This is a genomic window from Pseudomonas sp. FW305-3-2-15-E-TSA4, assembly GCF_058787295.1.
This window is the reverse complement of the sequence record NZ_JBYSZP010000003.1, coordinates 158,464-171,165: the sequence shown is the minus strand read 5'-3', so window position 1 is coordinate 171,165 and position 12,702 is coordinate 158,464. Positions and strand designations below refer to the sequence as shown.

Genomic DNA, 12,702 nt, shown 5'->3' with positions numbered 1-12,702 from the left:
TAAGCAGGAGCCGACATGCCGCGCACGCTCATCAGAAAGAACCCGAGCAACTTCAAGACGCTGCCGCTGTTCGTCGAGGCCACGCCCGAAGGCCTGACGTATCAGAGCGTCGGCATGCCGCTGAATTTCGCCCAGACCCTGCAGCGGCGCAAACCGGTGAGCGTGGCGGATGCCGAGCGCTTTGCGGTGGAACTGGCCAACCTCGGGGTCTCTGTGCGCCTGACCCTGCACTGGCAGAATCGCGATTACTGGGTGCTGGTGCGCCAGCGTCGGCAGGATCGTGGGGATGTCGTGCTCAAGCTGATTTCCGGTTACGTGCCTGCTCAAGAACTGAACATCCCGCTGCACACGGCGATTCAGGAAATTGCCGAAGAGTGCCTGCTGGAAACCCCGGAAGGCTGGCTCGGCGGACGCTTCAACGACACCTGGCTACCCGCACCCTACGCCTCCGCCCTGCATTATCGCGAGGCCCTGCCGTTTCGCCTGACGCCGCAGTCCGGCTCGGCGCGGCCGGTGCGCTGCGCCAATCTGCAATTGCTCGAACGACCACGGGCCTACGTGCATCTGCCGACCGCATCGCTGCAACTGATCTACGACTTGCGCCTGGACGTGCCCAAGGAAGCCAAATCCCTGAGTCTGTTTCACGTCGATGAACGCCTGGAAGGTGATCAACTGGTGGCGCGACTGGACCGCAAGCGCCCGGATTTGTACCTGATGCCGTTGCAGGACGGCGAACCGCTGGCCGAGCTGTATACCTTGAAGAAAGGTCAGCTGTCTCCGGCGGGCACGCGCGGTTTGTATCTGGCCGAAAGTTTTGCCAGACAGGATGGCTGGCTGGTGCGTGACGAGCGGATTCGCTGGAAGGACTGGTTACGCCAACAAGGCCTGACCCCGCCGGAGAAACCCACGGGACTGGCGCGGTTGCGCGGCAAGGCCAGGCAATTGCTGAAGAAGATCGTACCGCGCAAGAAAGTCAGTTCCTGAAAAGCAAAAGATCGCCGCCTGCGGCAGCTCCTACAGGGAAACGCATTCCAATGTAGGCGCTGTCGCAGGCGGCGATCTTTTTAGCTTGAATCAGTTACCGCGGATTTTCTCCACGATCGCAGTGGTCGAGCTGTTTTCCACCAGACCCAGCACTTTCACCGTGCCGCCGTAAGCCTTGACGATATCGGCACCAACAACCTGGTCGATACCGTAATCACCGCCCTTGACCAGCACATCCGGCTTGACCTCGCGCAGCAGGTTTTCCGGGGTGCCTTCCGGGAAACTGATCACCCAGTCCACCGCACCGAGGCCGGCGAGTACCGCCATGCGTCGGTCGACACTGTTGATCGGACGTCCCGGCCCCTTCAGGCGGCTGACGGAGGCGTCATCGTTGATCGCCACGATCAGACGGTCGCCCTGGGCGCGCGCCTGCTCGAGGTAGGTCACGTGCCCGGCATGCAGAATGTCGAAGCAGCCGTTGGTGAAGACGATGCGCTCGTTATGCGCACGGGCATCGGCCACTGCCAGCACCAGCTGTTCCAGACCTAGCACCCCACGCTCCGAACCTTCTTCACGCTGAATCGCGCGGCGCAGTTCCGGGGCGCTGATCGCCGCAGTACCAAGTTTGCCGACCACGATGCCCGCCGCCAGATTGGCCAGCGCCACCGCGTGCGGCAGTTCTTCACCGGCAGCGATCGCCGCCGCCAGGGTGGAAATCACCGTGTCGCCGGCACCGGTCACGTCGAACACTTCACGGGCACGGGCCGGCAAATGCAGCGCCGGATGCTCCGGACGCAACAGGGTCATGCCGTGTTCACCACGGGTGACCAGCAGCGCGCCGAGTTCGAGATCGTGCATCAGGGCTGCGCCCTTGCTCACCAGTTCGTGCTCATCGGCGCAACCGCCGACGATGGCTTCGAATTCGCTGAGGTTCGGCGTGATCAGACTGGCGCCACGGTAGATCGAAAAATCCTTGCCCTTGGGATCGGCCAGCACCGGAATGCCTTTGGCACGGGCCGCCTGAATCAGGGCCTGATGGTTCTTCAGCGCGCCTTTGCCGTAGTCCGACAGCACCAGCACCTTGATGCCTTCGAGCAGATCATCGACCTGCGAGGCCAGGGCCAGCGCATCGGTGGCAAACGGTTCTTCAAAGTCGATACGCAGCAACTGCTGGTGCCGGCTCATGACCCGCAGTTTGACGATGGTCGGCTGATGCGCAATGCGCTGGAACAGCGCGCGCACGCCCGCGCCCTTGAGACTGTTGCTCAGGCTGTCGGCGGCTTCGTCGTCGCCGGTCACACCGACCAGCGACGCCGGCGCACCCAGCGCGGCAATGTTCAAGGCAACGTTGGCAGCACCGCCCGGGCGGTCTTCGATTTGCTCGACTTTTACGACCGGTACCGGTGCCTCAGGGGAAATCCGTGAGGTTCCACCATGCCAGTAACGGTCGAGCATGACATCGCCGACCACCAAGACTGGGGCTTGATCGAATCGCGGCATGGACAACTTCATGGAGCAACCCACATACAAAATGAACAGGGGCGCGATATTAACACAGGGTTGGCGCAGGCTTGCGTGCAGCCTGCAACAGGATGAAACAGTCCGTTACTTTGCTCATTTTTTGAGCACCAGTGCCGCCAGTTGTCCACAGGCTTCGGACAATTCCAGCGCCTCGGTGTCGATTTGCCACTCGGCTGCCAATGGCGCTTCGTAAGGACTGTCCACGCCCGTAAAGTGCGTGATCCGGCCTTCCCGTACGGCCTGATACAAACCTTTCGGATCGCGCCGGGCGCAGACTTCGAGCGAAGTGCTGACGTGCACCTCAATTAATTCATCCTGGGCAAACAGCCTGCGCGCAGCGTCGCGCTCGGCACGGAACGGCGAAATGGCCGCAACGATCACAATCAGCCCGGCGTCGACCATCAACCGCGCCACCTCGGCCATACGCCGGATGTTTTCCCGGCGGCAGAGGTCGCTCATGCCCAGGTCGCGGCACAGGCCATTGCGCACATTGTCGCCATCGAGCAAAAAGGTGTGCAGACCCGACGCATGCAGACGCAGTTCGAGGGCATTGGCCAGGGTTGACTTGCCGGCGCCGGAAAACCCGGTCAACCACAGGCAGCGTGGGTGTTGTGCCTTGAGCGCTGCCCGGGCCTGGTGCGAGAGCGCCAGACCGTAAGGCCGAATGGCGAGCGTCTGTAGCGGCAGTGACAGGGACTCATTCATACCCAAGCAACTCGTAATCACGCTGATAAACCCGACGCACCAGACGCCGGGTGCGCACCGTACAGAACTCCCGCGCCGGCAATGATTGCCGTTCCCGCGAGCCGTTGACGTGAGGCAACTCGCCAGTCAGCCCCAACTGTTCGCAAACCAGACGAAAATCCCGCGTCAGGTGTTCCTGATAACCGATGAAGTCCAGCGCCAGATGCCCCAGCGAGTCCGTCAGAAAGTCGGTCTGGGCGGCAAAGTGCAATTGCCGGGCAATCGTTTCCGGATGCAGCCAGCGCGCGACAAAAGCGTCGAAATCCCGGTACTGCCGCACCAGCCGTTGCGCCATATGGTCACGCGCGCTCAACTCGTTGCCACGCAAAAAGGCGTAGGCCGAATAGGCACGTTCCAGCGGGTCGCGAACAAAAGCGAACTTGAAGGCGTTGGCGAACTGCTCGGGAAACTGCTCTTCATACCAATACAGCGGCAAGTGCCCGGGTCGCCAGCCGTCGAACAGCGCCGCGCAAACGCTGCTGCCGGCGCATTTCGGAACATGGATAAACAGGCAGGAGCGCTGCTGGAAGGCCTGAGGAAACGTCAGGTTGGCCGACATCGACTTGTTCACCACCTGCCGATCGACCACCGACAGGCGCCCGAGCAGAAAAGCCCGCTGTGGCTTGGGCAGCAGTTTCCAGAGATAGCGTTGCAGCATGAAAGCACCCGCGCGACGGGGATGGCCCCCTCGATGGAAGTCAGAGTTCGTTGAGGAACCTTAACAAGCGCGGTGCCCGGTTTTATTCCGGTTTGGTCAAGAAGGGTAAAGGTCTGGATACAAACGACTGTGGGAGCGAGCCTGCTCGCGATAGCGCATGAACATTCGACACGGACGTCGTCTGTTGCAGCACTTTCGCGAGCAGGCTCGCTCTCACAGGACAGGGCCTGGAATCAGGCGATATCTTCGGCCGGGGCATCGAGGCCCATGGCGTTGAGGCGCGCGTAGTAACCATTTTGCGCCAGCAACTGGTCGTGGGTGCCGCGCTCGACGATGCGCCCCTGATCCATGACCAGAATCAGGTCGGCCTTCTCGATGGTCGACAGACGGTGAGCGATTACCAGCGTGGTACGCCCCTTCATCACCTGATCCAGTGCCGCCTGAATGTGCCGTTCGGACTCGGTGTCGAGTGCCGAGGTGGCCTCGTCGAGAATCAGCAGCGGCGCGTTCTTCAGCAACGCACGGGCAATCGCCAGACGCTGGCGCTGGCCACCGGAAAGCAAGACGCCGTTCTCGCCGACCTGAGTGTCCAGGCCTTGCGGCAACTGCGAAATGAAGTCCATCGCGTAGGCATCACGCGCGGCTTTTTCAATGTCTTCACGCGGCGCACCGGCCAGATCGCCATAAGCGATGTTGTTGGCCACGGTGTCGCTGAACAGAGTGACGTGCTGAGTCACCTGAGCGATGTGACGACGCAGGTTGAGCAGTTTGTACTGTTCGACTTCCACATCGTCGATGAGGATTTCGCCCTTGTCGTGGTGATAGAAACGCGGAATCAGGTTGGCCAGCGTCGACTTGCCGCTGCCCGAACGCCCGACCAGTGCGACCATCTGCCCTGGCTGGACCGAGAAACTGATGTCGTCCAGCACCTGGCGTTCGGTGCCAGGGTAGGTGAAGCTGAGGTTGCGCACGTCCAGACGGCCACTCACCGCATCGCGCTCGACGGTGCCGGTATCGACTTCCGGCTCGACATCCAGTTGCTCGAAAATGCTCTCGGCACCGGCCACGCCTTTCTGAATGGTCGAGCTGACTTCGGACAATTGACGGATCGGCTTGGGCAGCAGGCCCGCCAGCGTGATGTAGGCGACCATGTCACCGGCCGAGGCGTCACCGCGCAGGTACAGCACCAGGAACATCAGCACGGCCATGGCGGTGTAGATCACCAGTTGCAGCATCGGCGTATAGATCGCACCCGTGCGAGTCATGCGCAGTTGCTTGTCGGTGTTGCCCTGGCTGGCATCGAGGAAGCGCTTTTCTTCATAGGCCTCGCCGCCGAAGCTGCGAACCACGCGATAACCCTGGATGGTTTCCGAGGCCACATGCGTGACATCGCCCATCGCCAGCTGGATCTTCTTGCTCTGCTTGCGGAATTTCTTGCTGGCGGTGCGCACCATTACGGCGATCAGCGGCAGGATCGCCACCATCACCAGGGTCAGCTTCCAGTTCATGAACAACAGCGAGGCAAACAGGAAGATCACCGTCATGCCTTCACGGATTACGACCTTGATCGCATCTGTTGCCGCCCCCGTGACCATCGTCACGTTGAAGGTGATACGCGAAATCAGATGACCGGAGTTATGCTTGTCGAAATAGCGGTTAGGCAGCACCAACAGGTTGTTGAACAACTGCACACGCAAGTCATGCACCAGCCCGAGAGAAACCTTGGCCAGGAAATAGTTGCCCAGATAGGAGCCCAGCCCCTGCCACGCGGCGATCAGGATGATCAACAGCGGCACGGCCTGCAGCAGCTGCAGGTCACGCAGATAGGGCACGGAGGGAAACAGCACCGCTTCAGGGTTGGACAGGCCATCGACAAAGTACTTGAGGATGTAGCCAAGCATCGGTTGCGTCGAGGCGAAAATCAGAAAGCCGACGATGCTGATCAGGAACAGACTGATGTACGGCCGGACATAGCCGAGCAGGCGGAAGTAGATTTTCAAGCTCGATGGGCTTGCGGCGGGACTGGAATCGGTCATATCACGCGAAAGTCGATAAAAAGGACGCTGACTTTAGCACAGCTTCTTCAGGGTTCTGGCAATCGGCGAAAGGCTGTTATTGTTATGCACCTCTTCTGCATCAAATAGCCATCACTCGAATGGTCGATCAACCTCAGGAATGAATCTCACAGCATGCAACTTCGCGGCTTCAGCAGTACGTCCAATCGGATTTTCGATTTCATTAGCCTGTGGATTCTTCCCACCGGTTATTTCCTGCTCCTGTGCGCGCTGTTCTTCTTGCCGGGTCGAAGTCTGCATCACAAGTTGTTCTATGGCCTGTTCAGCATTCCGACACTGATCGCGCTGTGCCTGCGCCCGCGCGAACTCAAGGAGCTGCTGCGCGAGCCGATTTTCATCGCGGTTCTGCTGTTTGCCGCCTGGGCGTTGCTCAGCCTCGCCTGGGGGCCGGGCGGGGAGCCGCTCGGCGGAATGTTCAAGCCGCCACTGCATACCTTGCTGCTGTTTGCCGGCTGCTACCTGCTGGTGCGCTACCGCAGCGACATCCTGCAACCCTTGCTGTTCGGCGCCGCGTTGGTCGCGCTGATTGCCACGACCATTTTCCTGTTCATGTTCGCCCGGGTTTATGAGCCGGGCATGCGCCTGATCGGCGGTGGTGCCTTCGATAACCCGTTGCTCAGCTCGCACCTGTTCGGCTTCTTCAGTGCCTACTGGCTGAGCGTGACCATGACCTGCAAACGTCGCCAGATGATGTGGCTCAGCTTGCCGGCGATGGCAATCATGTTCATGGCCGTGATCGGCACCGGTTCCCGGACGCCGTTGGTGGCACTGACCATGGCGGCGCTGTGGCTGTGTTTCATCTGCTGGAACAAGCGCTCGGTGGGGTTACTGATCGCGCTGGTCCTGAGCGGCGTAGCAGTCATTACGCAGTTTTCGCAGATGATCACCGAACGTGGCGACTCCTATCGTCTGGAAATCTGGCAGAAGGTACTGCACATGATTGCCGATCATCCATGGATCGGTCATGGCTACAGCGCCAGCCTTGCCGTAGACCCCGGTAACGGCATCAGCTTTCAGGAGCCGCACAGCTTTATCCTGGGTGTGCTGTATTACGTCGGCATCATCGGCTTGCTGCCCTGGTTGTTCTTCCTGCTGTGGGGCCTGCTGAGCAGTTGGCGCCAGCGTGTGCAGCCACTGCTGATCATTGCCTCGACCTGGCTGGTATTCGGTATCGGCGCCGGGCTGACCGAAGGCGGCGGGATCATTTCGCGGCCCAAGGAACACTGGTTCCTGTTGTGGATCCCGCTGGCACTGATCGCAGCGTTGAGCATCAATCAACGCGCGCGGCGCCTGTTGACCCAGCCGGTGCAAAAGCTTGCGACCGCTGACCTGGAGCACATGAGCAGCACGGCCCAGATCATTGAAGAAGATGGCCTCGGCCCGAAAGTCCTGCGCCTGACCGACGGCAGTTTCCTCAAGCTGTTCCGCCGTCGCCGCTGGTACACCTCCGGCAGCTTCAATCCCTACTCCGAACGTTTCGCGGTCAACAGCGAACAACTGCGTCAGATGGGCATCCCGACCCCGCAAATATTGAATCTGTACCGTCTCGACGATGGTAGCAGCGCTGTGCATTACGCGCCGTTGCCGGGGCACACGCTGCGTCAGGTGCTGCAGAGTATTACCGCTCCTGCGGTGCGCCAGGCGCTGGTGGAGCGCTTTGGCAAATTCATGGCGCAACTGCACGAGAAAGGCGTTTATTTCCGCTCGCTGCACCTGGGCAACGTACTGGTACTGGAAGACGGCGAGTTCGGCTTGATCGATCTGGCCGACCTGCGCATCTACCCTACCCCGCTCAGTCTTTCCCTGCGCCAACGCAATTTGCGTCATATGCAACGTTACACTGTCGACAAACGCTGGCTGTTCGAGGATCACCTCGATGCGTTGCTCCAGGGGTACGCCATGACGGCGTCTAAATCCGCGGTTGAAAATCTGCACAGGCAAGTGCTGGCCGGCAACACCCCGGCTCGGGTTCATTGATGATCGAAACCAATCCGCTTATCGCGCTGGCAGCCTATCTGCTGGCCATCGTCACTTCCGCCCTGCTGTTGCGCGCGGTGCCGAAAATCGCTCGGCACCTGCAGCATTCCGGCGAAAGTCGATATGCCAGCATCGACGGCCTGCGCGGCTATCTGGCGTTTGGTGTGTTCGTGCACCACTCGGTCATTACCTGGATTTTCCTGCGCACCGGGGTGATCGACTTTCCGCCGAGCAACTTCTATTCGATGCTGGGTCAAGGCAGCGTCGCGCTGTTCTTCATGATCACCGGTTTTCTGTTCTGGAGCCGCCTGCTCGCGCAGGGACGCAACCATGACTGGCTGGCCTTCGGCGTGTCACGGGTATTTCGCCTGTATCCGCTTTATCTGCCACTGATGCTGCTGGTGTTCGTCTCGATCTTCCACTTGCAGGGCTGGCAAATGAAGGAGCCTGGCCTGGAGCTGTTCAAACAGATCCTCGCCTGGCTGACGTTCGACCGCCCGGACATCAACCAGTACCGCCACTCCGGCATGCTGATATCCAACGTCACCTGGACGCTGGCCTATGAGGTGTTTTTCTACATGGCGCTGCCATTGGCCGGGCTGGTGTTCATCTACCGCGGCAGCTGGTTGCAGGTGGTGCTGTGCCTGATCGGCATCTACACGCTGTACCAGGTCATCGGCTGGGAACATTCGCTGAAGAAAAACTTTCTGGCGAGCTTCCTCGGTGGCATCGCCGCCGCCTACTGGATTCGCCGACCGGCGCTCGTGGCATGGAGCCAGTCACGCCTGGCAAGCATCATCGCCGTGCTCGCGCTGGTGATTGCGTTCACCGCGTTCAGTCGGGCGTTCAAGACTGCACCGCTGTTTCTGCTGGGACTGTTTTTCGTGATCGTCGCGTCCGGCAATAATCTGTTCGGCGCGCTGAAACCACGCAGCATTCGCTGGCTCGGCGAGATCAGCTACAGCACCTATCTGCTGCACGGGTTCGTGCTGTGGCTGATGGTGCAACGGCTGCCGCTGCTGCTGAATATCGATGCGCGGGAAACAGCGGTGTACCTGCCCCTGGTGGCCGTCTGCACCTGCTTGCTGATTCTGATCAGCAGCGCGACGTTCCTCTATATCGAGCAGCCGGGCATGGCTGCCGGCAAGAAGGTTGTGCATTGGCTGCGCCAGCGTCAGAAGGGCGAAAAGCGCCTGCCGGAGAAGGTCGCCCGCTGAGCGCGAGCGACCGCTGCCTCAGTCCTTTTCCAGCGGGGAAAAGAGTAAACGCCCCAGTCCGCGCCAGGTCTTCTTGTTCCAGGCCTTGAACGGGATCTGCGCCAGCAGCTCCCTTGCCAGTTTGCGATTGCGGTTGGCGGTCTTGAGGAACATCGAGTTCAGCGCCTTGAAGCGCACTTCGTCGTACAGCGGATGATCGCTGAACAGCGCATAGGTGCGCAGGATGTTCTCGATCATGAAGCGATGATTCTTGTACGAGTTGGTGGCGTGCTTGCGGTAACGCGCCATCACCACGTTCAAACCGTCGATGAAGTAGCCAGCACGGGTCACCTTGAGCTCAATGTACAGGTCTTCAAGACGAATCGTTGGATCAAACCCTCCCACCTTTTCCAGCGCCTCACGACGGATCATCAACGTCGGTGCTGGCGGATACGGCTTGCGTTCAAGAAACATGTCGTCGAAATCGAGGCGGCGAAACGGCACGTCGCGGCGCTGACGTTTCTCCGGGTAAAGACTGCCGTCGGCGTGCATCAGCTCGATATTGCCGGCACAGATCCCGACTTCAGGCTTGCCGTCCATGTACGCTACCTGGGTGGCAATACGTTCGGGGTACATGATGTCGTCGGAGCCGAACGGCACAATCAGGCTGCCCTTCGAACGGGCGATAGCGCCGTTGAGGGTATTGGTCAGGCCCTGATTCTGCTGCACTCGGAAATCGAAGCCGTACTGCGCCTGCAACGCGCTGATGCGCTCGACGCTGTCGTCCTTCGAACCGTCGTCGACCACCAGCAACTCGATGTTCTTGTAGCTCTGGTTGAGGACACTGAGGATGCTTTCCTCGATGTACGGGCCGTGGTTGTACGAGGCGATGATCACGGTGACGAGGGCGTTGGCTTCGCTCATGACTCTTTCTTCGCTCACGGTTTTCTCTTCGCTCACGGCTGTTCCTTGCGGGCCTGCTCCAGGCCGGAGTCGATCAGGTCCAGATATTCCTGACGGAACACCTCGATGTCGTGTTGTTCCTGCAGATAGCGGTAAGCCTGCTCGCCCTTGGCCTTGAGCTCGTCGTCCGACAGCGCAAGATAGTGATCCAGCGCGGCGACCAGACTCGGCACGTCCTTGGGCGTGATCGCCAGACCACCGGCACCTTCGATCAGCGGCAACATTGCCGGCACGTTCGAAGCGATCACCGGCAAATGGCCGCTCATGCCTTCGAGCAAGGCCAGGCCCAGGCCTTCGGCCAGCGACGGCATGGTCCAGATGTCGAACGCACGCACGTATTGCAGAGCGTTTTCCTTGAAGCCCAGCAGGTGCGCGCGACCGCTCAGGCCCAGTTGCTCGATCTCGGCCGCCAGCGGTGCCTGCAGGCGCCCGGCACCGATGATCGCCAACTGGGTGTTCGGGTATTTGTCCTTCAATGCGGCAAAGGCTTGCAGCAGATAGGTGTGGCCCTTGACCGACACCAGCCGCCCCAACGCACCGATCAAACGCACATTCGGGTCGAGGCCCAACAACTCGCGAGCTTTTTCGCGGCTGTGCTGCAAGCCCTCGGCCTGCTCGATGTCGATGGCATTGGTGATGGCGTAGGTGTTCTGGTCGGTGAAGCCGCAGTCACAATCGAGCAGGTACTGTTTGACTGCGGGTGACACGCCAACGAAGCGCCAGTGTCGATCGATCAGACGCTGGGTCTGGCGTCGTCGGTAAAAGCGGTCGTATTCACCGAAACCGTGGGAGATGCCAATGCACAGCGGCACCTTCAACCAGCGGTTGAGCGCCAGCATCATGTTCACCGGTTTGAAGCGGTTGCAGATCACCACGTCGAACTTTTCCCGGCGGCAGAACTTGTACAACTGCCACATCGCCCGCAGGCGCATGCCCTTGAGCGACTTGTCGGAAAACTCGAAGTACACCGAATGGTCGGCCCGGCTCACCGGCTCGCCCGGCCCCGGTTTGCCGCGCAGGAAAGCCGCGGTGATCTCATAGCGATCGCTCGGCAGCGCCTTGACGATCTGCTCGGCGAGGTCGGCAAAGTCATGGGCTTTGACGTTGTAGTCGGGTTGCAGCTGCAACACCTTGAACCGTTGACTCATGACTCTCCCCGCTGGACGCCTGTCTCACCGTGCTTCAGTAGCCAGAACAACTCCTGGCGCCTGACTGCTTTTCGAAAAAATTCGTTTTCGCCGTACACCGACCCAGCCCGCCCGGCGAGCACACGCTGGATAACCCGGCGCAGGCGACGCTTGAACGGTGCCGGCGGCTGCAGGTCATGCATCATGCCCAGCGCCATGGCCTTGTCCCGTTGCAACTCGATGGACAGCGGCAGGCACAGCGGCTGCATCGGCACCGCCGAATCGAAGGCCGGCGGCAAGGCAATGCCCTGCCCGGTGTTGCCCATCGGCCAGCGGTCGTTGTCGTGCAAGTGGTTGGCGTAACCGAGCAGCGTCGGCTGCCAGTCGAGGCCTTGGAGCGCCTGCAAAACCGCTTGCTGGGCGCAGATATGGTCAGGGTGCGGATCGAGAGTCGGGTGCGGCAGCACGATCACCTCTGGTCGGGCGCGCAACAGCACTTCACGCAAGTCGGCCAGCAGGTTGTTCCAGCTCGGCGCGCCGTCGGCATCGCCCGGCAGAGTGAACGGATTCAACTGACGAAACAGGCGCGTGTCGTTCAGGTCGGCTTCACGCGAGCCCACCGCCTGATTCGGCGCGGCCTGCATCGCCGCCAGTTGCAGGCAAAAGTAACCGAGTTGCACGCAGTGTTCCTGCGGCACACCGGCCCAACGCGGCACGGCGAGGCTGTCCCAGGCGCGCAACCGGCCCTTGAGCCGTGCCGCCTCGACCTTGCTCATGCCCATCTGCTGATAATGTTCGGCTTCGATCTCGCCAGCGGTCAGGGTGACGATCCAGGCTTCGTCGGCCTGGCTGTACAAGCCATAGGCGGCCAGCTCGGCATCGTCGGCGTGCGGGGCGATCACCATCACCCGCTGACGGCGGTAGTCCGGTTGCTCCAGCGCCCACAGCACCGGCTCGCCAAAGACCCGGCAGAAGCGCCCGCGCAAGCGCAACTGGCCTTGCGCCAGAGCTTGCGCCTGACCGCTGAGGTTCAGGTAACGCAGGCCATTGACCCCGCGCTCGAAGGTTTGCGCATCCGGATGCGTCCCGCCGAGCAGTTCCACGCGCGGATCGAGAAAACGTCCCAGCCAAGTGCTTTTGACCTTTACCGCGAGGATCAACGTCGCTTCGTCGACCAGCATCACACCCTCGTCCAGGCGCAATTGCTCGCCGCTCAAATGCACCTTCGGCTGCGGTGTGAACGGCGGAAAGCTGTACTGGTAATCGTCTTTCGGCGAATAGAACAGGTGATCGGCAAACCACGCTTCATGGGCGACCCAGCCAACCACCGCGAGCACCAGCGGCAACCACCACGCGACCAGCACACCGAGCGCGATCAACACGCTCAGGGCGATCAGCAAGGTAATGCGTTTATTGCGACGATGACGCTTGAGCAGTTGCTGTTTGCGGCTCATGGG

10 protein-coding genes are annotated in these 12,702 nt (G+C 60.7%); 3 read left to right on the top strand and 7 right to left on the bottom strand.

Going from position 1 to position 12,702, the window contains the following annotated elements; genetic code table 11:
• The first annotated feature begins 15 nt into the window (after window positions 1-15).
• Window positions 16-984, top strand: coding sequence for a hypothetical protein (locus AC3WMV_RS05155; protein ID WP_027611383.1), 969 nt, complete (start codon window positions 16-18; stop codon window positions 982-984).
• Window positions 985-1,074: 90 nt separating this feature from the next.
• Here the strand turns inward: AC3WMV_RS05155 and hldE are convergent, their stop codons facing one another.
• From hldE to msbA, 4 genes are all read right to left on the bottom strand, one after another.
• Window positions 1,075-2,496: a bifunctional D-glycero-beta-D-manno-heptose-7-phosphate kinase/D-glycero-beta-D-manno-heptose 1-phosphate adenylyltransferase HldE gene (gene hldE / locus AC3WMV_RS05150; protein WP_103368225.1), complete on the bottom strand. Its 1,422-nt coding sequence runs from the start codon at window positions 2,494-2,496 to the stop codon at window positions 1,075-1,077.
• Between the two features lie 102 nt (window positions 2,497-2,598).
• Entirely contained in the window at window positions 2,599-3,210 is a 612-nt protein-coding gene (gene cysC / locus AC3WMV_RS05145) for an adenylyl-sulfate kinase (RefSeq protein WP_103368224.1), read from the bottom strand.
• Window positions 3,203-3,907 carry a sulfotransferase family 2 domain-containing protein gene (locus tag AC3WMV_RS05140; protein ID WP_103368223.1) on the bottom strand — a complete coding sequence of 235 codons (705 nt, stop codon included), beginning with the start codon at window positions 3,905-3,907 and terminating at the stop codon, window positions 3,203-3,205. Before AC3WMV_RS05140 ends, cysC begins: the two co-directional genes overlap by 8 nt.
• 233 nt (window positions 3,908-4,140) lie before the next feature.
• Window positions 4,141-5,943 (bottom strand): lipid A export permease/ATP-binding protein MsbA, encoded by a 1,803-nt coding sequence (gene msbA, locus AC3WMV_RS05135; RefSeq protein ID WP_027611379.1) that lies wholly within the window; start codon window positions 5,941-5,943, stop codon window positions 4,141-4,143.
• A gap of 153 nt (window positions 5,944-6,096) precedes the next feature.
• On the opposite strand from msbA, the gene AC3WMV_RS05130 reads away from it, so the two are divergent.
• Both AC3WMV_RS05130 and AC3WMV_RS05125 read left to right on the top strand, forming a co-directional pair.
• Complete coding sequence (locus AC3WMV_RS05130) at window positions 6,097-7,959, top strand: bifunctional O-antigen ligase/aminoglycoside phosphotransferase family protein (RefSeq protein WP_103368222.1); 1,863 nt, start codon at window positions 6,097-6,099, stop codon at window positions 7,957-7,959.
• Window positions 7,959-9,176, top strand: a complete 1,218-nt coding sequence (locus AC3WMV_RS05125; RefSeq protein ID WP_103368221.1) for an acyltransferase family protein — start codon at window positions 7,959-7,961, stop codon at window positions 9,174-9,176. Before AC3WMV_RS05130 ends, AC3WMV_RS05125 begins: the two co-directional genes overlap by 1 nt.
• A gap of 18 nt (window positions 9,177-9,194) precedes the next feature.
• Here the strand turns inward: AC3WMV_RS05125 and AC3WMV_RS05120 are convergent, their stop codons facing one another.
• Genes AC3WMV_RS05120 through AC3WMV_RS05110 form a run of 3 tightly spaced genes read right to left on the bottom strand, consistent with a single transcriptional unit; the run spans window position 9,195 to window position 12,699 of the window.
• The gene (locus tag AC3WMV_RS05120) at window positions 9,195-10,079 is read right to left on the bottom strand and encodes a glycosyltransferase (RefSeq protein WP_027611376.1); all 885 of its coding nucleotides are present in this window, start codon (window positions 10,077-10,079) and stop codon (window positions 9,195-9,197) included.
• A gap of 32 nt (window positions 10,080-10,111) precedes the next feature.
• Window positions 10,112-11,266 (bottom strand): glycosyltransferase family 4 protein, encoded by a 1,155-nt coding sequence (locus AC3WMV_RS05115; protein WP_103368220.1) that lies wholly within the window; start codon window positions 11,264-11,266, stop codon window positions 10,112-10,114.
• Window positions 11,263-12,699, bottom strand: a complete 1,437-nt coding sequence (locus tag AC3WMV_RS05110; protein WP_103368219.1) for a PIG-L deacetylase family protein — start codon at window positions 12,697-12,699, stop codon at window positions 11,263-11,265. Before AC3WMV_RS05110 ends, AC3WMV_RS05115 begins: the two co-directional genes overlap by 4 nt.
• Window positions 12,700-12,702 lie beyond the last annotated feature (3 nt).